The sequence below is a fragment of the Terrisporobacter mayombei genome (assembly GCF_020748465.1).
In the GTDB taxonomy this organism is placed as follows: Bacteria; Bacillota; Clostridia; order Peptostreptococcales; family Peptostreptococcaceae; genus Terrisporobacter; species Terrisporobacter mayombei.
The window spans coordinates 496,072-520,108 of sequence record NZ_JAHZMP010000001.1; the positions used below are offsets into that span (position 1 = coordinate 496,072).

21 protein-coding genes and 2 pseudogenes are annotated in these 24,037 nt (G+C 28.2%); 5 read left to right on the forward strand and 18 right to left on the reverse strand.

The genetic code is table 11. The features are described from left to right. Positions 1–125: 125 nt before the first annotated feature. Entirely contained in the window at positions 126–1,511 is a 1,386-nt protein-coding gene (locus K0039_RS02465) for a CehA/McbA family metallohydrolase domain-containing protein (RefSeq protein WP_228103470.1), read from the forward strand. 217 nt (positions 1,512–1,728) lie between these two features. Here the strand turns inward: K0039_RS02465 and K0039_RS02470 are convergent, their stop codons facing one another. After that, positions 1,729–2,748, reverse strand: coding sequence for a DUF5050 domain-containing protein (locus tag K0039_RS02470; protein ID WP_228103471.1), 1,020 nt, complete (start codon positions 2,746–2,748; stop codon positions 1,729–1,731). Positions 2,749–2,896: 148 nt separating this feature from the next. Then, positions 2,897–3,706: a MerR family transcriptional regulator gene (locus K0039_RS02475; protein WP_228103472.1), complete on the reverse strand. Its 810-nt coding sequence runs from the start codon at positions 3,704–3,706 to the stop codon at positions 2,897–2,899. A 142-nt stretch (positions 3,707–3,848) separates the two neighbouring features. Here K0039_RS02475 and K0039_RS02480 point away from each other — a divergent pair, with 142 nt between their 5' ends. After that, complete coding sequence (locus K0039_RS02480) at positions 3,849–5,213, forward strand: MATE family efflux transporter (RefSeq protein ID WP_228103473.1); 1,365 nt, start codon at positions 3,849–3,851, stop codon at positions 5,211–5,213. Between the two features lie 60 nt (positions 5,214–5,273). Here K0039_RS02480 and K0039_RS02485 read toward each other — a convergent pair whose 3' ends face one another. From K0039_RS02485 to K0039_RS02495, 5 genes and pseudogenes are all read right to left on the reverse strand, one after another. Continuing rightward, entirely contained in the window at positions 5,274–5,465 is a 192-nt protein-coding gene (locus K0039_RS02485) for a ferredoxin (RefSeq protein ID WP_228103474.1), read from the reverse strand. A gap of 282 nt (positions 5,466–5,747) precedes the next feature. Continuing rightward, positions 5,748–5,819 (reverse strand): annotated as a pseudogene (locus tag K0039_RS22770) (hypothetical protein); the annotation flags it as partial. 28 nt (positions 5,820–5,847) lie between these two features. Continuing rightward, complete coding sequence (locus K0039_RS22775; RefSeq protein WP_334302528.1) at positions 5,848–6,009, reverse strand: hypothetical protein; 162 nt, start codon at positions 6,007–6,009, stop codon at positions 5,848–5,850. 25 nt (positions 6,010–6,034) lie between these two features. After that, positions 6,035–6,286 (reverse strand): annotated as a pseudogene (locus tag K0039_RS22780) (hypothetical protein). A gap of 155 nt (positions 6,287–6,441) precedes the next feature. Then, entirely contained in the window at positions 6,442–7,011 is a 570-nt protein-coding gene (locus tag K0039_RS02495; RefSeq protein WP_228103475.1) for an ANTAR domain-containing response regulator, read from the reverse strand. A gap of 476 nt (positions 7,012–7,487) precedes the next feature. Between K0039_RS02495 and K0039_RS02500 the strand changes: the two genes are divergently transcribed. After that, positions 7,488–9,578 (forward strand): glutamine synthetase III family protein, encoded by a 2,091-nt coding sequence (locus K0039_RS02500; RefSeq protein ID WP_228103476.1) that lies wholly within the window; start codon positions 7,488–7,490, stop codon positions 9,576–9,578. 371 nt (positions 9,579–9,949) lie between these two features. Here the strand turns inward: K0039_RS02500 and K0039_RS02505 are convergent, their stop codons facing one another. The 11 genes from K0039_RS02505 to K0039_RS02555 all read right to left on the reverse strand — a co-directional run bounded on the left by K0039_RS02505 (position 9,950) and on the right by K0039_RS02555 (position 21,548). After that, positions 9,950–10,117 carry a hypothetical protein gene (locus tag K0039_RS02505; protein ID WP_228103477.1) on the reverse strand — a complete coding sequence of 56 codons (168 nt, stop codon included), beginning with the start codon at positions 10,115–10,117 and terminating at the stop codon, positions 9,950–9,952. Between the two features lie 166 nt (positions 10,118–10,283). After that, positions 10,284–10,754 (reverse strand): hypothetical protein, encoded by a 471-nt coding sequence (locus K0039_RS02510; RefSeq protein ID WP_228103478.1) that lies wholly within the window; start codon positions 10,752–10,754, stop codon positions 10,284–10,286. 98 nt (positions 10,755–10,852) lie between these two features. Next, on the reverse strand, positions 10,853–12,871 hold the full coding sequence (locus K0039_RS02515; RefSeq protein ID WP_228103479.1) for an ABC transporter permease subunit/CPBP intramembrane protease: 2,019 nt from the start codon (positions 12,869–12,871) through the stop codon (positions 10,853–10,855). Then, positions 12,861–13,649, reverse strand: a complete 789-nt coding sequence (locus tag K0039_RS02520; protein WP_228103480.1) for an ABC transporter ATP-binding protein — start codon at positions 13,647–13,649, stop codon at positions 12,861–12,863. The genes K0039_RS02515 and K0039_RS02520 overlap by 11 nt, the downstream gene beginning before the upstream one ends. 151 nt (positions 13,650–13,800) lie before the next feature. Beyond that, the gene (locus K0039_RS02525; RefSeq protein ID WP_272491541.1) at positions 13,801–14,763 is read right to left on the reverse strand and encodes a S8 family peptidase; all 963 of its coding nucleotides are present in this window, start codon (positions 14,761–14,763) and stop codon (positions 13,801–13,803) included. A gap of 151 nt (positions 14,764–14,914) precedes the next feature. Further along, positions 14,915–16,288, reverse strand: coding sequence for a peptide MFS transporter (locus K0039_RS02530; RefSeq protein WP_228103481.1), 1,374 nt, complete (start codon positions 16,286–16,288; stop codon positions 14,915–14,917). A 439-nt stretch (positions 16,289–16,727) separates the two neighbouring features. Beyond that, the gene (locus K0039_RS02535; protein WP_228103482.1) at positions 16,728–17,147 is read right to left on the reverse strand and encodes a hypothetical protein; all 420 of its coding nucleotides are present in this window, start codon (positions 17,145–17,147) and stop codon (positions 16,728–16,730) included. A gap of 1 nt (position 17,148) precedes the next feature. Next, entirely contained in the window at positions 17,149–18,534 is a 1,386-nt protein-coding gene (locus K0039_RS02540; RefSeq protein ID WP_228103483.1) for a rhodanese-like domain-containing protein, read from the reverse strand. Positions 18,535–18,806: 272 nt separating this feature from the next. Further along, the gene (locus K0039_RS22785; protein WP_265589392.1) at positions 18,807–18,944 is read right to left on the reverse strand and encodes an NADPH-dependent FMN reductase family protein; all 138 of its coding nucleotides are present in this window, start codon (positions 18,942–18,944) and stop codon (positions 18,807–18,809) included. Positions 18,945–19,147: 203 nt separating this feature from the next. Continuing rightward, a complete protein-coding gene (locus K0039_RS02550) occupies positions 19,148–20,848 on the reverse strand; it encodes an ABC transporter ATP-binding protein (protein ID WP_228103484.1) in 1,701 nt (566 codons plus the stop codon). Between the two features lie 127 nt (positions 20,849–20,975). Next, positions 20,976–21,548, reverse strand: a complete 573-nt coding sequence (locus tag K0039_RS02555) for an HD domain-containing protein (protein ID WP_228103485.1) — start codon at positions 21,546–21,548, stop codon at positions 20,976–20,978. 220 nt (positions 21,549–21,768) lie between these two features. On the opposite strand from K0039_RS02555, the gene K0039_RS02560 reads away from it, so the two are divergent. Continuing rightward, positions 21,769–23,694 (forward strand): OPT family oligopeptide transporter, encoded by a 1,926-nt coding sequence (locus tag K0039_RS02560; RefSeq protein ID WP_228103486.1) that lies wholly within the window; start codon positions 21,769–21,771, stop codon positions 23,692–23,694. Further along, positions 23,684–24,028: a PqqD family peptide modification chaperone gene (locus K0039_RS02565; protein WP_228103487.1), complete on the forward strand. Its 345-nt coding sequence runs from the start codon at positions 23,684–23,686 to the stop codon at positions 24,026–24,028. The genes K0039_RS02560 and K0039_RS02565 overlap by 11 nt, the downstream gene beginning before the upstream one ends. Positions 24,029–24,037 lie beyond the last annotated feature (9 nt).

Sequence of the window (24,037 nt, forward strand, 5' to 3'; positions counted from 1 at the left end):
TCTTGTCCTCTTATGTTTGTACAAATTAAATAAATGCCTAAATATACTTAATTTTCCTTCGCTGAATAAAAAATAATTCTTTGTTAAAACTAAATTCGTCATATAAATAGATTTGGGAGGAAAATATGAAAAAAATAACTACTATTACTTTAATATTTTTTATTTTTTTTACATTCTATATAGAAACTGATGGAAATATTTATATTGAAAGTAATGCTGATGAAGATAGGCCTATAACTATTGATACTTTAATTCCTAAAAGAGGTGAACAAAATATAATTTCTACTCCAGAAATCAAAATAAACTACAATAGTAAATTTATTTTAGATAATTATAAACTCTATCTAAACTATAAAGAGGTAACTAATAACACTATACTTACATCTAGATATATTTACTATAAATGTGATAAAAAATTAAAAAGAGGGGTACAGGTTGTAAAACTTGAAATCCCAACTGAAAACAATAAAGTAGAAGAAATAGAATGGTATTTTACAGTTGGAACACCTTTTTATAATAATTATAGGGGAATTTTCTTTAATAACACTAAAGAACTAAATATGCTTACTTCTTACGATGATTTAAATAATATATGCAAAAACACAAATCATTTAGATTATATTTTCATTACAGAAAAAATAAATAGCAAGGAAAATAATAAACTAGATACTCATATAGACAGTAAGAAGTATAAAAAATTAATTGATTGTTGTAATAAATATACTAATAACAATGATTTTATTTCCATACCAGGTTTTGAATTAAGTACAAAACTAAAGGGTGAAAAAAATACAACTCAAATTAACACTTTTAACTGTGAAAATCCTTTTTTATTTAAAGACAATATAAGTCTTGAATTACTTTATAAAAAATTATTTTACTATGAATATAACTTAATCTGTCAATTTAAAGCTGATGATAATTTAAGCAATATTGATTATTTCAAATATTCACCCTATGGGGACGAGGTTATCACTTTACTTGAATTAAAAAAAGAACGAGATACAAAAGAAAATAGAGATATATTAAATTTGGGCGCATATAAAGAAGCCTTGAATAATGGTTGGCATGTAAGTCCTATAACATGTGAATACAATGAGTATCCCAATACGAATATTGGAAAAGATCTTAGAACTACCGTACTGTGCGAAGATTTAAGCAGAAGTAAGGTTATCGATGCCATAAAAAACAGAAGAATATATGTTAGTGAAGATAATAATGTGGATATATATTTTTCATTAAATAAAATGCCTATGGGCAGTATAGTAAAATCTCCTTCTTACGTTAGGATTATTGCAAGTGCCATTAATAATGATGAATATGATAAAATAAAAAAAATAGAAATTTTTAGCAATAATAATGAAATAATATATACAAAAGAATTTAATTCAAATTATGCAAAAGTAGATTTCACTTTAAAACCACCGAAGGAAAATACCTACTACTTTGTATTAATAACTGATGAAAGCAATAAAAAATCTGTAACTTCTCCAGTTTGGATTGAACCATAGAGTTATATTTTTTATGCAGTATATCTCAAATATCTAAGACATGGCACCATTACATTTAAAGGCTATTTCTATTCTCCATTATTGAATGCTTTGTGTATAACCTTTCAGTAAAATCCTCCTGCATTATATAATAAAAATCCACTGACTTATTAAAACTAATAAATCAGTGGATTTTATATTTTAAAAACTATATCACAAGTTTTCCATAAACTTCTAATTAAGACACAAAAAAATCATCTAAAGTAGTATTTTCTTTTCCGTTGTTTCTGATTATACTTAAACGAGTATTTTTATTCATGTTGGAGCCAGGAGATGTATATATTATATAATTACCTTCCAAAGTAGCTCCATAAATAGAAGACTTAGAAGTAATCAAAGATTTCTTATTTGTAGACATGTTTTTCTTGTATATATAACTCTTAGTCCAGTTAGAATTTGTATAACTATAGTATATACAATTATCGCTAGTAGCAAATCCATAACCATTGCTCACTACTTTAGTTATTTTTTTGCTAGATAAATTATATTTATATACATTGTTTACTTGTTTGTTATAATCATATTTATTATAATAAATATTTCCTTTATAAATAGAAATTATCTCTTTCCCTTCAGAGCTTAATAGTCTTGTATTATTCTTACCACTAGTGCTTATACGATATATATTTTTTGAAGTTTGGTAGTATATATTAGATTTATAAATCTCAAAATCATAAATAGTGGAACCAGATTTAATAGATTTTTTACTACTTCCATCTAAATTCATTCTATATATGCCATATTTTTTTAATGTTCCGTAAAAGTTAGACTCTTTAAAATTATACTTGCTATAATATATTTTCCCATTATCTAACTTTAGATTATCACCCTTATCTAATATTTTACCATTTGTACCATCAGTTTTTACTCTGTAGATATAAGGATAAGTCTCTCCAGTTCCTGAACAAGTATCTACTACTGTGTATATGTAACCCTTATACACAACTATATCGTCAAAACTCCACCAATTCTTCTTGTAATGTATAAGTTTCTTTTGCTTATTTTTTGTATTCACTCTATAGATTTTATTGTAGACTGAGTAGTAAACATAGTCACCTGACTTTGCAGATAAAGTAGATGTTGTTGATTTACTACTAGATTCCGCCTCAGAAACTGATGATAGCACTGGTGATAATAAAAGCATTAAACTTAAAAACACTGGCATATATTTTTTAAATAATTTTCTTGTTTTCCCCATATTCCCTCCTTAAATCATATACTCTTTGCAAATATTATACCATATTTTTACATATAGTACAGTACGATAAGGTAGTAACATTTTTGTTGCTATCTTAGAACATGTCATTTTAACAAAAAAAGATGATGTTTTTCTTTTAACATCATCTTTAACATTTAATAGGTATTTGAATTTCAGTGATAAACTCATTTTTATTTTCCGTTTCATGTATGTCTATCTTGTATATTTCCATTGGATTACCTGTAATTATTAATTTGTTTTCCTCAATAAAGTCAAACATATTTTGTATATGCTCTTTGTTATTTGCATAGTCTCCACTATAAGTTAAAGTTACATAATAACCTTCTTCGAATACTATATTGTAGTCTTTGGCATTATCTTTTAGTAAACAAAATACAGATTCAAAATCTGTAGTTATCCCATTTTTAAGTGAATCTACCTTAAATACAGATCCAACATTGTTATTTCCTAGAATACCAAATTTATTATTATGATCTTTTTGAAGCTTTTGTATTAATAAATCAAAATCCTCATCTCTTTTAATTTGACCATTTAATATTAGACCTTTTCGTCTTTTTAAATAAGATAATTCTACACTATTTAAGTTTGGATTATTAGCAGTATTTTCTATAGATTCCATTCTCTTTCTCATATTTTCTTTTTGTTTTAATAATTTTAGAATTTGATCATCTAGTAAAGTTATGCCATTTTGAAGTAATTTATTGGTAGAATTCAAATCTCTATTTTCTAAATACTCTTTAATCATTTTAAAAGAGAAGCCTAAACCTTTTAATTCTTTTATTAAATTCAGTCTCCAAATATCAGAAACGCTATAAAGTCTATATCCATTGTCGTCTCTAGTAGGTTTTATTATTCCTATCTTTTCATAATACATAAGTGAATCTCTACTCATGTCATACATTTCAGATATTTCTCCAATTTTATAATAATCTTTCATTTTTGCTCCTTTTTTAACATATACTGAAATATATTATTTCACAAAGAAAAATATTTTTCAATAAAATTAAAAAATATTTACTGATTTTTATTGACCTTGGTATTATACCAAGGATTAAGATATAAGCATAAGGAGTGATACAATGACAAAAAATTTATTTAAACAATTTCTAAGGTACTTGGGACCTTCTGTTGTTGCCATGTGGGTTTTCTCACTATACACAATAGTTGATGGTATATTCGTTAGTAAGGCCGTTGGAGAATTGGCCCTTGCTTCAGTAAATATTTCTATGCCTTTTATTAATTTGGTATTTGCCATATCTGTGTTATTTTCTACAGGTGCTTCTACAGTTATAGCCATGTATCTTGGGAAAAAAAATTTAGAAAAAGCAAATGAAGCTTTTTCACTTAATTTAGTTACTATTACAGTTCTTGCAATTATCATAACAGTTACATCTATTTTAGGTCTTGATTATTTAGCTAAAATTCTAGGTGCAACTCCAGATACCATAGCTTATGTTAAGGATTACTTATTTATAATCTCATTATTTAACATATTTTTTATTGTTTCTTATTCTTTAGAGGTTATTGTCAAAACTGATGGATTTCCATTCTTAGCAACTATTGGTGTGATAATTTCAGCTATAGCAAATATAGTTTTAGATTATATCTTTGTTATAGAACTTGGATACGGTGTAAAAGGTGCTGCCTTTGCCACTGGTATAGCGCAAGTACTTTCAACTGTATTTTTCTTAAGCCATTTCTTAAGAAAAAAATCCACTTTAAGATTTGTAAAATTCAAATTTGACTTTGATACTATTAAGAGAATAATTTGCTTAGGTTTCCCTGATTGTACTACAGAATTAAGCGTGGGAATAGTTACAATTTTATTTAATCAAACATTACTAAGATTAATAGGTCAAGATGCATTAATATCTTATAGTGTAATTTGCTATGTTAATACACTTATATTAATGACTATGATTGGAATAACTCAAGGCACTCAGCCTTTAATAAGTTTCTACTTTGGTTCAGGAGAAATAGACAAAGTGAATTATTTATTAAAAATGGGACTTAAAACTGTTTTAATAACTTCTATAGCAGTATTCGCCTCATCTATTTTATTTGCAGGCAATATTACAAGTTTATTTATTAATCCTGAGGAAACTCAGTTATTTAATTCAACAGTTTCTGTATTTAAGTTATATTCAATTTCTTTCTTATTCGTAGGATTTAACTTAATTATTTCTGGATTCTTTGTAGCCATAGAAAAGCCTATATATTCTTCTATAATTTCTCTTGGAAGAAGTTTAGTATTGGTAACAATAAGTTTATTCTTATTGACTACAATATTTGGAGGTAATGCCATATGGATTACAACTGCAGTATCTGAATTTGTTTGTTTAGTTATTGCTTTATCATTATTATTTAACTTTTTTAGGAAGAAAAAGTTAAATTCTGAAAGTGAGCCATCGCCCAAAATTATGAAAGATTCCATAGTTTTATAAATCTATACTCCAATATAGATAAAAGGCATGTTATTAAATTTAATAACATGCCTTTTTTATTTAGTCATCAATATCTATTGCATCAACTGGACAACTATCACAAGCTTCTTTTGCATTTCCTAATACATCTTCTGGTATATCAGTATTTATTGCATGAGCTATATCATCATCAGTCATATGAAAAACTTCAGGACATACTTCTGGGCATGTTCCACATCCTATACATAAATCATCATCAACGTAAGCTTTCATAACTACACCTCCATATTTTTCTATAATATGGTTTTATAATTCCCAATTATAATTAATATATTACATTTTTTACAATCATTTCTTAATAGTAGCCTTTATAAATTCTTTAATTATTAGATTTGCTACCAGCCTCATAGATCCTCCAAGTGGAATATTTCCATATTGATCTATCATTAAATCTATAACTGGATATTTAGTAAATTTATCAAATTCTGTAGAAGTTGCATTATCTATTGTTTTATTTTCAATTACACAATCTTTTTTAACATTACAAAATAGTGAGATTTTTTGTTTGATAGACTCATCGATAGGTTGTTCTGGCCGTGTTACTATTATACTAGGTATAATTCCAATAGATTGGGCTGTTTCACAGAGTTTTGAGTTAGTTTAGATTTGTGCTCACCTGAGCTTTTAAGATATATGGTACTAAAGTTACATGTATAAATAGATAGTTATTTCTTCCTAATTCTATAGACTCTTGCCTTATGGCTTCCATAAAGAGTTGACTTTCTATATCTCCTACTCTTCCCCATATTTCTATAATTACAACGTCTGATTCACTTTTTTCCCTACAATGTAAATAAGTTTTTTATTTCGTTAGTTATATGAGGTATGACTTGAACAGTTTGTCCTAGGTACTCTCCTTTCCTTTCTTCGTTAAGTACGTTCCAATATACTTTTACTGTAGTTAAGTTAGAGTATTTGTTTAAATTTTCGTCAATAAATGTCTCTTAATAACCTAAATCTAAGTCAGTTTCAGTTCCATCTTATATTACGAAAACTTCACCATGTTGATAAGGACTCACAGTCACTGGATACACATTTATATAAGGATCTAGTTTTTGTGCTATAACCTTAAGGTTTCCTGCTTTTAATAAAGAGATGCGGTAGTTATCCCCTTACCAATACCTGATGCTACTCCACCTATTACAAATATAAATTTAGTCATATTATTACTTACCCCTCTACATATGTTTTAATATTCATAAATTTTTAAAATATTTTTAGCAACTTCAACCTTTGCAATTCTTAAATCCATTGCTTGCTTTTCAATATATTTATGAGATTCTTCTTCGCTCATTTTTAAATATTGAATCAAAGTTAATTTAGCTCTGTCAATTAGCTTTATATCATTTATTTTTTTCTTTAGCTTTTCGTTTTCATTAATAATAGAATTAAATCGTCTTCTATGAATAATATAAGAATTAATCATATTAATAAGCATAAGTTTATTTAATGGTTTTTCCATTATATAAATTCCTTTACTCTCAATACTATCTATATTCTCTTTAGGTGAATTATTTTTAACTATTAGTATTATAGAACTATTAGTATTTTCATTTGCAAATACTGCTAAGTTCTCTCCATAATCATCACTTAGAGGTGAGTTAATTATTATTAAATCAAAGTTCATTTTTTTTATTATTTCTCTACACCTAAAACTATTTTCCACATCTAGAACGTTATAATCACCACTTTCCTTTGCAATATTAGTTAATAGTTCTTTACTTTTATTAGAACTAGATACAATTAGAATATTTTCCATAAGAGTCACCCTTTAAATTAAAAATAACCTATTAAAATTTTATTTGAAACATCACAAATATGCAAGTTTACAACAATAAATTTCATTTTTCTTAAATCAAAAAAGAGTCACTCACAAAAGAATGAAAGTACTCTTGCTTAACATACGTTTATAAATACTCTTACTTTCACATAGAATTTAAAGTTATTTTTTGTACTAATTTATGAATTTTCATTTTATTTAGTAAGATTCTACATCTTATCAAAATATATGTCAAATATTTTTTATGAATTTTATCTTCTAATAAAAATTCTATAATAAAAGAATAATTTTTTTAATTTTTAGTTGACATTTTTTCAAAATATGCATACAATAGATTCTATAATTATTAAACAGCAAAGGCGCTGTAGGTACTTTTACCTACTGCGCCTTTTTTTATTTCGAAATATTTTTATATTATTATTCAATATTCTGACAATACTAAAGGAGGATACATTATGGAAAGATTATCTAAAATTTTTGGGAGCTTAGTATTCAATGACAATGTAATGGAGGAAAGATTGCCAAGGGATATATATTTAGTTTTAAAAAATACTATACATCAAGGTAAACCACTTGATATTAAAATTGCAAATGTGGTTGCAAATACTATGAAAGATTGGGCAATAGAAAATGGGGCAACGCACTTTACTCATTGGTTCCAACCTATGACAGGAATTACTGCTGAAAAACACGATAGCTTCATTTCACCTACTAGTGACGGTAATGTTATAATGGAGTTTTCTGGCAAAGAATTAATAAAAGGAGAACCAGATGGATCATCATTTCCATCTGGAGGACTTAGAAGTACTTTTGAAGCAAGAGGATATACCGTATGGGATCCAACATCTTATGCTTTTATAAGAGATACAACTTTATGTATACCAACTGCTTTTTGTTCTTATTCAGGTCAATCTTTAGACAAAAAGACACCTTTGTTAAAATCTATGGAAGCTCTTGATAAAACTGCAGTAAGATTATTAAATCTTTTAGGTTACGATGACGTAACTAGAGTAATAACTACTGTTGGTCCAGAACAAGAATATTTTTTAATAGATAAAAAATTATTTAAAAAAAGAATGGATCTAAAATTTTGCCAAAGAACTTTATTTGGAGCAAAGCCTCCAAAAGGTCAAGAAATGGAAGATCATTACTTTGGTTCAATCAAACCTAGAGTGGCTGAATTTATGAAAGAACTAGATCTGGAACTTTGGAAACTTGGTGTTTTGTCAAAAACTAAGCATAACGAAGGTGCTCCATCTCAACACGAATTAGCTCCCATTTTTACAGTTACTAATGTAGCAACAGATCACAATCAAATTACAATGGACTTAATGAAAAGAATTGCGGATAAACATGGTCTTGTTTGTCTATTACACGAAAAGCCTTTTGCTGGTGTAAATGGTAGTGGTAAACACAACAACTGGTCACTTTCTACTAACAAAGGAAAAAATTTATTGGAACCAGGTAAAAAGCCTTATGAAAATAAAACCTTCTTATTATTCTTCTCTGCAATTATTAAAGCAGTAGATGAATACCAAGACCTGCTTCGATTATCAGTAGCAAGCGCAGGAAATGATCATAGATTAGGTGGTAACGAAGCTCCTCCAGCTATAATTTCCATGTTTATAGGTTCGGATTTGAAGAAAATACTAAGATGTATTGAAAATGATTTACCTTACAGCGAAGAATTGTTAAACAGAATGGATATTGATGTTGATGTTCTTCCATCTTTTATGAAAGATACAACAGATAGAAACCGTACTTCTCCTTTCGCTTTTACAGGCAACAAATTTGAATTTAGAATGCTTGGCTCTACTTGTAATATTGCATGCCCTAATACTATTCTAAATACTATTGCGGCAAATAGTTTATGTGAATATGCAGATATATTAGAAAAAAGCACTAATATAGACGATACAATTTTTGAGATAATTAAAGATACAATGAAAAAACATTCAAGAATAATATTTAACGGAAATAACTATGCACAAGAGTGGGTTATTGAAGCTGAAAGAAGAGGCCTTTCTAATTTTAAAACTGCTGTAGATGTTCTTCCTCACTATGTAGACGAACAAAATATTAAGTTATTTGAAAAATTTAATATTTATACAAAAGAAGAAGTTCAATCAAGATGCGATATCTTACTAGAACAATATTCTAAGACTTTAAATATTGAGGCTTTAACAATGATAGATATGGCTAAAAAAGATATAATACCATCAGTATGTGCTTACTCTAAATCTTTAACTGACACTGCTTTAAATAAAAAATCACTAAGTTCTGATATTGATTGTAGTTTAGAGATTTCTTTAGTTAAAAAACTTTCTTCCTTAAATGCTTGTTTGGATATCAAAATTGAAAAATTAAATACATCATTATTAGAAAGTAAGAACTACCCTAACCCTAAAGAAAATGCTGAATTTTATAGAGACAATATTAAAGTACAAATGCAGGAACTTCGTGCTATAGCAGACGAATTAGAGTCAATAGTTGGCAAGGAATTTTGGCCTTTCCCTACTTATGCAGACTTATTATTTAGTATATAATTAAAGTATTTTAATAAAGACATGTGTATTAACTTAAAATAATTTTAATTGCAGTCTGTTATATGATATCAACAATAGGAACATTTTTTATAAAACTTATAACTGGATTAGTAGTAATACTTGCTATAGATTTTATAGACAAAAATTTGAAAACAGATGATCCTGTAAATATTTAATCTTATAAAGAAGAAAGTATCACTACAAGTTTTTATATTAGACTTTCTTCTTTATATGTTTCAAACTTAATAATTTTTTCTGGTATTTTTACATACTTTTAAAATAATTCAATTTCTATCGGAGAGCCCAAATATTTAGGCACGGATTTTAATTCATTTGTATATTTAATGTGGATATTTACTTCTAATTTAGTGTCAAAATTTATAAACATAACAATTGTTTATGAATACTTTATTTTCCTCTTTATTTATAGCAGTGAATTTCTCTTCTTCATTTTGTTCAAATTTGCCAAGGTGTATATTTCTCAAGTTCACATTATAATACTCATCATTTATTAATCCTAATTCTATATAATGCTTCATAAGTAGTTTATCTTCTATGCTATCTAATTATAACAGCCTATACAGAATCCTTAAAAAGTAGTTACCTTGTATTGTGTATTGTCATTTTTTTAATAAAAATATTCAGACTTTTTCTAAACTCTCTAAACTTCATATATCTTTCCCAATTTTTAATTAGTTCATATTTTTACTTTGTTACTAATACTATCAATTCCAATATATGCATACTAATTTTTCTATCCATTTTTTTTAATAAATCAAAGCAAACTTTTAATTCTTCATACTTTTCATCTAAACTTATATCGTTATTGCTTACCTCTTCAATAAAGTTAATTGTTTCTTCTAAATCACCTTTATATTTTACATCGTTCTCTTTAATAAACTTTCTAAAACCTTTCAATTTTTTGTCAATATTTTTTGATTTTTCTTCTTGAATCATTTCTTTTCTGTATTCAAGTAAACATATTTTAATTTTTTCTAAATCTTTTTTACTATAATTCCAAACAACATTATTTTCATTTTCACTTATATTATTAATCATGTTTTTATATTTATCTTGCAGTTCTTCTATGGCTATTACTATTTCCATATAATCATTTTCTTTTAATACTTCTTCACATCTGTTCAAATCAAATTCTATTTCTTCAATACTCAACAATTTTTTATCTCCTTTTGTTATTTTTCTATATTATATCATTCTCTTGTACCAATGCATAAAAATAAGATTGCTCAATGAACAACCTTATTGTATATTTTCTATTCAGTCGTATTATTTTCCTTAAATAAGAAAAGTGCAATACTTATAAATATAGTACTTAAAGCTAGAAAAACAAGTAATTGACTAAATGGTAAGTAGGTAACTGTAGGCGTTTCAAGGCTCTCTAGCATCTTTGAAGAAATATGGCTTACAACAACTGCAAATCCATTATTTATAAAATGCATAAACATACTTACACCAATGGAATTTGTTTTACAAACTGCGTATGCAAAAGACATACCTAAAATTGATGTAGGTATAATTCTGATAAAATCCATATGCATCATGCCAAATAAGATTCCAGAAGCAATTATAGCTCCTCTATATGATTTATTATTTTGTTTAAAAGATGTTAGTATGAAACCTCTAAAAAATAATTCTTCGCAGATTGCTGGCATCAATGCCACCAAACAAAGATTTAAAAGCAAGTTATCTTTCATAAACAAAGCATTATTTAATCCTTCCACAATATCTTGGTTTTGTGGAAAATAGTATAAAATTATATTAGTTATTACAAATACAATTAAATAGGTTCCAATCCATAGACTAAATGCTCCAACTAAATGCTTAAACTTAGGCAGTTTTAAAGAAAATACCTTTCTGAAATCACTTTTTATATAACAAGCAAATAAAAGTGGTAAGGCTAAAATCATAAGTTGCGTCAAAGCTATTCCAGTCATTCCAAATTTCAACTGAACATAACTTCCTATATAAATTAAAAGCACCAATCCAACAGCATATAAAACAACTCCATCGCTTACACTTGGCATAGTACCTTTTTGTATATCACTTCTTTTTTCTAAGAATGAAAAACTCTTTCCACTTCCAAATAATATTTCTTCAGAATTAAACATTTTTGAAAGTAAAATAACAGCCAAAATTACAAAGGCAAAGTTTGATATAAATACCAATGCAATTAATCCTAAGTTAGCTTGGAAACTAAGTACACTTTTTATTAATAAAGATATGTTTACAACAGGTATTACAGCAGTAGTTCTATCCAGATTCATGTTTGGTATCATAGATGCATAAGAAGGTATTAGCACTAAAAACATAACTGGCGTAATATAGTTTTGTGCATCTTTAAAGTTCTTTGCCAAAGAACAAACACACATACTTACTGCTGATACTACCATGGCAAATAAACAAACACAAATTATTGTAATAAACAATGGCGCAGCCAAGATGGAAATACTTAAACTATGAGAAAATAGCTCACCTGTCATATTTCCCGTTGTTAAAATATACATTAATGTCAATAATATGGAGGCAACATTTAGTATAGCAGTTACAATTGCACAAATAGATACTGCCATATATTTACCCATCACAAGTTCTAAGTTAGTAATAGGTAATGTAAATAAAGTTTCTAATGTCCCTCTTTCTTTTTCTCCAGCCATAGAATCAATAGCTGGATAGATTGCCCCTAGAAGTACTCCCATAATCAAAATAAATGGCAGTATTTGACCCAGTACAAACCCTGCCAGTTCTTCACTTTTAGCCACATCAACAGTTTCATATACTACTGGCTCAAGAGTTTCTTTAACATCTAAATTTGACTGTTCTATTTTATTTTCAATTTTCCTGTCTTTGTACAATGAAAAAATACCCTCTAGTTTACTATTTACACTTGATGAGTTATCTTTTGATGAATTTATGTATATTTTATAATCTTCTATTTTATTTTCACCTTCTACACCTATGTATGCATCAATATATCCTTCTTCCAAATCTTTTTTATAATTGTTAGTATTCACTATATTAATATGTCCACTACTTTCATCTGTATAATTTTTAATTATTAATATCAACTCTTTGTTTGGATTTTTTTCAAAGGCGATATTAATATCTTCATTCTCTATACTATTCATAGACATAGTCATGATTTGAGACATAATTAACATAAGAACAGGATATAAAATTAAGGGAAGTATAATTCCCATAAATAATGTTCTCTTATCTCTAAGAATATCTATCATTTCTTTCTTAAAAATAGCTTTTACCATTTTAGTCCTCATTTAAGTCCCCCCTTTCACTTGCTAAGTTTATAAATATATCTCTAAGACTATTTGTATTATATTTAGATTTAAGTTCTTCACAACTCCCCTCAGCTATAAATTCTCCTTTATGCATCATATAAATTTTATCACATAGAATTTCAGCTTCCTCCATATAATGAGTTGAATACAATACAGTTTTTCCTCTATCTCTTTCTCTTTTCATAAAATCTATAATAGATTTACTACTAATTACATCTAAGCCTAATGTTGGCTCATCAAATATGTATATATTGGGATTGTGTATGAGACATCTTGCAATAGACGTTCTTTGTGTTTGGCCTGTAGACAAGTTTTCTATTCTATTATCAATAAAGCTTTCCATATCCATAATTTCAATTATATTATCTATAGATTTTTCTATTTCTTCTTTTGACATCTCATATAGACTTCCAAATGTAGTTAAAAGTTCTCTAGGAGAAAGTCTATTATATAGCTTTGTATTTCCTGATAAATATCCAATTTCTTTTTTAGCTGCATTTTTATCTTCTTCATAATCATAATTTCCTATTTTAATATATCCAGAAGATGGAGTTAAGATTCCGCCAAGCATTCTAAGTAGTGTAGTTTTTCCTGCTCCATTTGGTCCTAGTATTCCAATAATCTCTCCTTCTCCTACTTTAAAGGATAAATTATTTACTGCTAAAAATTCTTCCTTTTTTGTTTTAAACTTTTTCTTATTACTATTATCTTTCACTTGTCTAGAAAAAGATTTACACAAATTTTCTACCTTAATCATTAATAAACCCCATTTCTTCTTCTCCTTAATAATTACTTTTTATATAATTATATCATTTCCATTTATTGTAAATCTATATTAAATAATACAAGACTGCCTTCAAAATCAATTTTCCGGCAGCCTTTACTTTCTAATTTATATACTTACAATTTTATTTTAAAATATTCTTAGGATTCATAAATAAAAATCCATTACCTTGAATTGTTCTTAATATTGGTAGTGTCTCAGTATTTTTTATTAACTGACCATATAACTCAGTTTCACTTAATTTTCTTCCAAATTCTTTTTTAGACCATTCTATTAAAAGAGCTAGAAATCCTGTTACATGAGGTGTTGCCATACTAGTTCCTGATAAACTTTCATATTTTCCATTTAAAAAAGTTGATATTATGTTTACACCAGGTGCCACCAAATCTACTTCTTTATTAGAATCACTAAATCTTGCAGCAGATTTAGAAAAGTCAACAGCTCCAACGCTAATTACTTCATTATATCCTGCTGGATAAGAAAACTCATCTGTACTTCCACCACCGTCTCCTTCATTGCCTGCTGCACATACTACTAATATATTGCTTTCTATTGCTTTTTTTATGGCTTGATGTAATTGTGAAACGTCTGTAGATGTTCCCAAAGACATGGATATTATATCTACTTTTTGACTCATTGCAAAATTTATGGCATCTATAATACTATTCATACTTCCTAAACCATTTTTATCCAAGGCTTTTAAAATTAACAATTGTGCATCTGGAGCCACCCCTGTCACTCCATAATTATTATTTGATGCTGATATTGTTCCACATACATGAGTTCCATGTCCATTGTAATCTTGATATTTATTTATATCACTGTTGTCCTCAGTAGTGAAATTTCTACCACCTATTATCCTGTTTTGTAAGTCTTTATGAGTTATATCACACCCAGAATCAATCACTGCAATTTTAACATTTTTTCCTGTAATTCCTTTACTCCACATAAATGGTGCATTTATCATATTTACACCATCTGGAATATAATCTTTATCAGAAGTTATTGATATATTTGATTTTTGGACCATATCTTTATTATTAATAATTGGAATTTGTTTTACAATTATATTTCCTAAATTTTCCAAAACTTTCACCACCACAATATTATTTAATATAGAAATTTAGACATTTTTCTACATTAAATAATATTCTGATTTATGTAAAAATGTTCTTTGCAAATAAAAATAGCCTCAACATAAGTTGAGGCTACTTTATTTAAAAGTATATATTTACTTATTATGCGTTTAAAGCTTCATCTTCGTCTTCGTCTTCAACAAGAGTACTTAACTTCTTATCCATTGACCAAAGAACTACACCACAAGCTATAACTATTGCAGCAACTACACCATAAGCTGGAGCAAATGAATATCCTGCTAAGAATTCATATAAGTATCCATAAGATTTTCCAGCTATGAATATTGCAAATGGCCAAACACCCATCATAAGTCCTAAAACTTTAGTTGGAGAGAATTTAGATATGAATGAGTTTCCAAGTGGTGAGAATACCATTTCACCAACTGACATTAACACACCTACCATTACTATCCACATTAAGTTAGCTTGTCCATCTCCTCTTACTAATTCAGCAACAACCATAACTACGAATGCTAATCCTAGTAATATCATACCTAAAGCAGTTTTCTTAAACATACTTAAGTCACCTTTTGGTGAATTAGCACGTTTAGTCCAGTAAGCTGCAAGAACTGGTCCAAGAGCTATACACATAAATGCATTTAATGAATCGAACCAAGCTGATGGAACTGCAAAGTTTCCTATCATCCAGTTAGCTCTATTCGCTGTATCAAAGTCTGGTCCCCAGTGATATAATACTGGCATGTAAGTTAAGTACCAAACTACCCAGAATATTATTGAGAATATAGTTACAAGAACTATAGCTCCAACTCTTTTCTTCTCTAATATAGTAAGAGGTGCATTATCTTCTTTCTTAGCTGAAGTTTCTTTAGCTTCACCAGCTTTGAAAGGTTTTTTACCTACATCTCCCCAAGCAGCATTACCACCGAACATTAACCATAAAGCATCTAAGAATAATAATCCTGCACATGCTAAGAAAGTAAATCCATATCCATATGCTGCAGCTATAAATGCAACAATAGTTGTTCCTATGAATGAACCTATGTTAACAAATGAATATTGAACTGAGAATGCAGAGTCAAGTTGATCTGGATCATCAAATAACTTACCATTTATTGCAGAAATATTTCCTTTAAAGAACCCTGTTCCTACAGATACAAGAGCTATCATTCCCCAAACTAGAGCAGGAGATCCTTGAGTAGCTGCTTGCCATCCACAAACATATCCAAGACCCATTAATATTGCCCCTAATACAACACATAATCTAGGACTAATCCATCTATCTGCTATATATCCACCTAATATTGGTGTTAAATATGTGAATGCAACTAAGTTTGCACTCATTTTTGCTCCTTCTGTAGCATCTAATCCTAATCCCCCAGAAGCTACTGAAGCAACTATAAATACCGCTATTAGCCATTTTGATGAATAGAATGCCATTCTTTCAAGAGTGAAAGATAAAGCACATACATAAAAGCCGAAAGGATATTTCTTTTTAGTTTTTACTGTGTTTTCCATGTACTACCTCCAATATAGTTTATGTTTTTTATTAGAAATTTCCCAATGCCTAGTCACTATTAATCTTATGCCTTAAATAATAGGTCTCTTTATTTACTTATCTGCATGATTCCATTTTTTTGACTGGTGCATTTGGAAACTTCTAAATGTGTAATGTTTATTTACCATACATAAATCTCATGATAGCGCTTGTTGTCAAATATGGTTTAAACATATTCTAGGAATCTAAAAACTAATTTTACTCCCTATACAAAATGTACCAGAAATCGTTATCGTAGTCAATTTAAAAAATGTATTTTTTTGTCATAATTATTTTATTAATATAAAAATCATTTAAAACATTCCGACTATTTCAAATTTTACCATATTTTTATATTAATTGTCTTAATTAAGAAAGCTATGGCGAAAAATGTCAATCATTTTTCACCATAGCTTTTAATTATATTATTATAAATATTTTTATTATTTCAATTACTAATTCTAAAACTGTAACTAAAACCATAAATGGATAAACTAATAAAGACATAGGTGTTGTACTAGTCAACATCCAAATTAATAAAATACAACATAAAATACTTATTATAAAATCTAATAAAATATGAGTTTTTTTCTTTTTAAATATATAATAAGCCAATGCTATAAGTAATAAAATCATTACTATTCCAATAATTACTTTGAAAGTAAGAAGATTAACTGTTGTGAAAATTTCATTATTATATTTTGATTTATAAAACCTTAGATGATGGTTTACTCCTGCTTTTTTACTAGACAAATCATGAACTACTTTTAGTCCAACTACCATTGCTATTTGAACAAAAGTAAATATATAATAAAATACTTTTTTAACTGTTTTACTCATATTATTTTGTAGGATCTCCTGTTACATATGGATTTCCTTCATTACTCCATCCAATCCATCCATCTGAATATAAAGATGTATTATCAAGTCCCATTACCATAGCGTCCCAGTAAGTCTCAGCAGCTCTCCATCCACTTCCACACATGAATGCTAAGTGATTATTTAAATCTATTTTACAATCATCTTTCCACATAGATAATATTTCATATCCATTTCTCATTGTTTTATTTCCATTTCTATAATAATCCATTGAACTTGAGTCAGTTTTTCCTGCATATCCATATACAGCACCTTCTATACGGCCTTTAATTTTATGATAGCTATATCCACTTTCTTTTCCTATATATTCATCCCAAGTACGATTATCTACAAGTGTATAATCGTCTTTTTTTAAGAATTTTTTTGTTTCTTTTATTGTATCTATCATATCTGGATTTGCTGGTGCATCTACTCCAAAATCCTTTTCAGCTTTTGATTTTACACTTTCTTTTTCTAGTTCATATCCCTTTCCATTCCATACATCAAATCCACCACTCATTACACGAACATCTTGTACACCTAAATATTTAAGTATAACAGCATATCTACAAGCTGCAAGTGGTTCTGGACTTGTCACTATTACACAATCCTTAGAAGTAATTCCATTTTTTAAAGCTAAGTCTAATAAGCTTTTATCATCATTTAATCTCCACTCTTCTATATTATTCACATATACTTTTGGAGTCTCAAAATCATCTGTATTTATATGTACTGCAGTTGGTATATGACCTTCTAAATAACCTGATTCTTCATCATTTCCCCATCTAACATCTACAATTTTTATATTTTTGCTATCTGTAAAGTTTTCTGGAGTTTTTCCATCTACAATTTCTTTTACCACATCTGCTGGAACATACATATCATAATTTTTATATGATTCTAATTCTAAAGATTTATCTTTAATCCATTCATTAGCATCATAAGTTGATACATTATTTATTCCATTAGAAGATAAATAATTTGCAACTTTACTTGCATCTTCTCCATTTGTATCATATACAATTACATTTTCATAAGACTTTAATTTTTTATTTTCTAAAGCATCTGCTAAATAGTCATCTTTATTATCTGCTTTAGATTCTAACCAATCTGCAGAAAAATCTGTGGCTCCCGGTATATGACCACCCCTTGATGCACCTTCACTAGCCCAACCGCTATATACATCATTTCCTCTTGCATCTACAATAATCGTCTTTTCATCTTTTAATGATTTTTTTACATCCTCTGTTGCTACTGATTTTGTATTGTTTTCTTCACTAGTTTTATCTTTTTCATTACTGGCACAACCTACAAAAATCATTGCTGATAAAGTTGCACAACAAACTAGACTTAATAATTTTTTTTGCATGTTTTCTTCCTCCATTATTCTGATATGTAGCACTTGTATTATATCTTTCCCAATAATATATGGTCAAATTAATATTTTCTATAATAAGTACATCTATATAGAAAAAATTTATAAGTGACTATTCTACAACAATAAAAACCATATACTTACTTGTTAAGCATATGGTTTTGCATAATCATTAATTTAATTAGAGTATTTTTATCCTAACGCTGCTAATTGTTTTAAAATATCTTCTTTAGGAGATTCGTTACATATTACGCTTTCTTCGATTATTAAACCTCCACTCCCATAGACGGACAACCTAAAAATAATATGTCTGCTTCTTTTACATTATCTAATGTGGCTTTATCAGCATTTAATAATTTTGAATTTCCATTATTTTTGCTACCTTCAAATATAGCTTGCGCCATAGATTCTGTATTTCCTGTTCCGCTCCAAAATATTATATTTATTTTATTATTTATAATTATTCCTCCTTGAGATTTATTTAATATAATAATATCATCATTATATCATTTGATAAATGAAGATAATTATTATTATCACATTTTTATCATTACTAAATATAAAAAAGTCTGAACTAAAATAATTTTATGTCCAGACTTTTTATTTATTAACTTACATGCAATTTACTATAAACTCCACCACTATTAATCAACTCATTATGAGTTCCTCTTTCAACTATACCACTATCTGATAGTACTACAATTTCATCAGCATTTTTTATTGTAGATAGTCTATGCGCTACAACTAAATTAGTTCTGTCTTTGCTTAACTCTTCTAAAGATTTTTGAATTTCTCTTTCTGTTACATTATCAAGGGCCGATGTAGCTTCATCAAGAATTATTATTGGAGGATTTTTTAAAAATACTCTACATATAGATATTCTTTGTTTTTGTCCTCCTGAAAGCTTAACCCCACGCTCTCCTATATAAGTGTCATAACCTTCTGGTAAACTTTCAATAAAATCATGTATTCTTGCTTTTTTAGCCGCAGCTATTACATCTTCTTCACGGGCATCTGGTTTTGCACATAATATATTTTCTTTTATAGTTCCTGTAAATAAAAATACATCTTGTTGAACCACACCAATATTTTTTCTTAATGATTTTAAGCTGACATTTTTTATGCTTTTTCCATCTATTCTTATGTCACCTTCTTCAAAATCATAAAATCTAGGTATAAGATTACAAAGAGTGGTCTTCCCTCCTCCAGATGGTCCAACTAATGCTACCGTTCTACCAGCTTCAATTGATAAATCTAAGTTTTTTAATACTTGTTTTTTATCTTCATAAGTAAATGAAACATTATCTATTTCAATATTTCCTTTAATATTTTTTAACTCCATAGGATTCTTTACTTCTTTTTCCACATCTTCTTTAATTATTTCCATAAATCTTTCAAATCCAGTCATACCATTTTGATATTGTTCTGTAAAGTTTATTAGTTTTTTAATTGGCTCTATAAACATCTTTACATATAATATATAAGCTGCGAAGTCACCTAAATTAATTTCACCTAAGTAAGTAAAATATCCTCCAGCAACTAATGCAACTAATTCTAATAAATCCATAAATAAATTCATTCCTGAGAAATAGTCAGCCATAACTCTATAAGCTGTTTGTCTAGCTGATTTAAAAATATTATTTCTATCATTAAATTTATTTAGTTCTTCTTCTTCATTACAAAAAGATTTTGTTACCTTCATTCCAGCTATAGAGTTTTCTAGTGTAGCATTTACTTCACCTGTAGTTACTCTTGTTTCCATAAAAGCATTTTGCATTCTTTTTCTTTGCCTTGCTGCAAATATTATTACGAAAGGTAGTATAGCAAAAATTATTATGGTAAGTGGTATGTTTATATTTAATAAAATAATAAATGAGCCTATAAACATAACTATTGATATAAATAGATCCTCTGGTCCATGGTGAGCAAGTTCAGAAATATCCATTAAATCGTTAATTATTCTAGACATGGTTACTCCGGTCTTATGATTATCAAAGTATGAGTTAGGCAATTTTTGAAGATGAGTAAATACTTCACTTCTCATATCAGCTTGCATCCTAACACCTACCACATGCCCCCAATATTGCATAAAGTGATTTAAAAATGCCTTTATTATAAATATAAATAATAAGGTAAATCCAAAAATTACGAGCATTCTTAAATCCTTATTTGGCACAACCTCATTCATTATATCCCTTGTAATCATTGGATACACCAAGTTACATATAGCAAATAATAATGCTGCTAATAAGTCCATAAAGAAAAGTTTCTTATATGGTTTATAATATTTTACAAATTCTTTTATCATGTATTCCTCCTAAATTTAATAGTAATATAAAGTTTACTATATATTTATATACATTGCACATAATATTCAATCAAAAAAATCATTCCAAAAGGAATGATTTTTTCTAAAATCTAAGTTCATACTAAATTTATTCTGATTCTTCCAATATATCTGCAATATTTTGCATAGCATTCAAAGATATTTCTGCAAACTCATCAAAACCTATTCCCGCAAGTTCTATGGCTCTCATGGCATCTCTATTAGCATTAGCTGCAAATCTCTTTTCCTTCATTCTTTTTATAACAGACTTTGTTTTTACGCTAGTAAGTTTTTTATCTGGATAGCTTTTAGCTATGGCTGTTATAAAACCTGTTATGGGATCTACTGCATATATGGCTTTTTCCATTAAACTTTCCCTAACTACTCCCTTATTGTCATGATGCCCAAGTATGGCTCTATATAATTTTTCATCTCCAAATTTTTCTTCTTTTAATAATTCAACACTTTTAAAAGCATGAGCATCATTTACAACACCAGGCACTCTTCCTGTAATATCAGAATCTAAATCATGTAAAAGACCTGCCACTGCCCACTCTTCTTCCTTTTCTGGCTCTAATTTTTTAGCCAGTTCTTTCATTACAGCTTCTACTGCATAACTATGTTTTAACATATAATCAGTTTTTAAATACTTAAATAATATTTCCAATGCTTCTTCTCTCATTTTTATGCTCCTTTTTCTATAGATTTCCACATACTTATATTCTACAGCTTACATTATTTACCTCTTATTGTTACTTTAAAAATTTATTTTTTTATTGTATATTTTTTATTTTCAAATTTATTTCCAATATTTCAAAAATAATATAAATTTTTTTACAAAAATGTTAAACACTATATAAGAACAAATTATTTATTAAAAAAATAGAAAGGAAGATGACATAATGAGTAACAAATTACCTAAAGAGGCCTATGGAGGTGTGTCAGGAAAGGATTATGTACCTTATATAACTGATAAATCTAAAAAAGGCGCAAACATTCCAGTATTAATAATAGGAATAGTACTTTCTACTGTGTTTGCAGCATCTACTGCATATTCTGGTATGAAGTCAGGTTTAACAGTAGCAGCAGGAATTCCTGGAGCAATTATTGGTTCCATGTTCGTAGGAGTTTTTGCAAAAGATAAAGGAATACTTGGCAAAAATATTATACAGGGTATGTCTAGTGGTGGTGAATCTGTAGCTAGTGGTCTAATTTTTGTATTGCCTGCAATTATTTTAATAGGAAGCGATCTTACTTTTTTGGAAGGTTTAACAACAGGTGTTGCAGGAAGTTTATTTGGTATAGGCTGTTCTTCTCTAGTTTACAATTACCTAATAATAGAGGAACATGGAAAACTTATGTATCCTGAATCTATGGCCATTTCTGAAACATTAGTAGCTTCACAAGGTGGCGGAGATGCTATAAAATATATGGGTATTGGCTTTGGAATAAGTGGTATAATAAACGTTCTAACTGGATCATTTTTAAATGTGATCAATAATGTTATGACTTATTTAGGGACTCCATTTTATAAGTGGAAGTTTTCTTTAGAAGTAAATCCACTTTTACTAGGTATAGGATTTATAGTTGGATTAGAGGTTTCATTAACTATGTTTGCTGGTTCTATATTATCCAACTTCGCAGTTGCCCCATTAATAGGATACTTCTCAGATATGGCTCGTGAGGGAATGTTCATATGGAATGACCCTGCCGTTGCCATAAATACTATGGATGTAAATGCTATATCAGGAAGTTATGTAAAATATATTGGTGCTGGTATGATGCTTTGTGGTGGTATAATTGGTGCTATAAAACTTATTCCAACTATAGTAGTTTCTATAAGAGAAACTTTAAGTGCTAAAAAAGGAAATAATGAAGATGATAAAGGTAGTTCTTCTGAAATTTTAATATTAACAGGCGGTATAATTGTAGGTTTAATTGCCGCTTATTTAGTATCTCAAAGTATTACAATGGCCGCTGTTGCTATTATAGTTTCATTTATATTATCATTCTTATTTGTTATAGTTTCTGGACGTTTAACAGGTACTATAGGAACATCAAACCTACCTGTATCAGGTATGACTATTGCATCTTTAGTTATATTAACTCTAGTTTTTGTCATGTCTGGATGGACAGGACTTGCAGATAACAAATCATTACTTTTATTTGCTGGCTTTATGGTTACTGCCATATCTGTTGCTGGTGGATACTGCCAATCTCAAAAGGTAACTTATATAATTGGTGGTAGTAAAAAAGAAATGCAAAATAGCTTCGTACTAGCTTCTATAGTAGGTGTGGCTGTAGTTTGTGGAACAATAGTTGTACTTTCTAGCCAATTAGCAATCACAGGTGCTGATGCTCCTTTTGCATTACCACAAGCCAACTTAATGTCTACATTAACATCGGGTATAATGTCTGGTAATTTACCTTGGGTTATGGTTATTGCTGGTGTAGTTATGGCTTTAGTGTTATTTATGTTAAATTTGCCAATAATGACTGTTGCTATAGGTTTTTACTTACCAATATCTACTACTTCAATCATATTAGTAGGTGCATTAGTTCGTTTATTTATAGAAAAGACTGCTAAAAATGATTTGGAAAGAGAAGCAAAGGTCTCAAATGGTATAAGTTTATCTTCAGGCTTAGTTGCCGGTGGATCTATAATAGGCTTAATAGGTATAATACTACAAGTATCTGGTGTAATTACACCTAAAGTTCCTACTGGATTTGCTGCATCAAATTCAATGGCATTACTTCTATTAGTTATTCTTGTTATTGCAACTACCATTCCTATTGCATTTGCAAAGGTTAAAAATAATGAAGACTAATGAAGAAATTTTAAATTTAAAATTTAAAATTTGTGATAATGTAGAATATATGATAGACAAAAATGGAATAGTTACTTTACTTGAAAAACAAGACAGTAAAATACAGCATATTTTAAGAAAGTTAAAGTTTAAAATACCAATGTATAAAGAAATTGAACTTGATGAATATTGTAGTTTAGTGTTTATGATGTTAAATGGCAAAAATACTGTGGAAGAAGTAGGAGAAAATTTAGAATTGAAGTATGGTGAAAAAGTTCATCCTTTATATGAGAGATTATTACTTTTTATAAACCATATATATACAGATTGTAAATATATTGAAATAACTAATTAGAATTAAAAA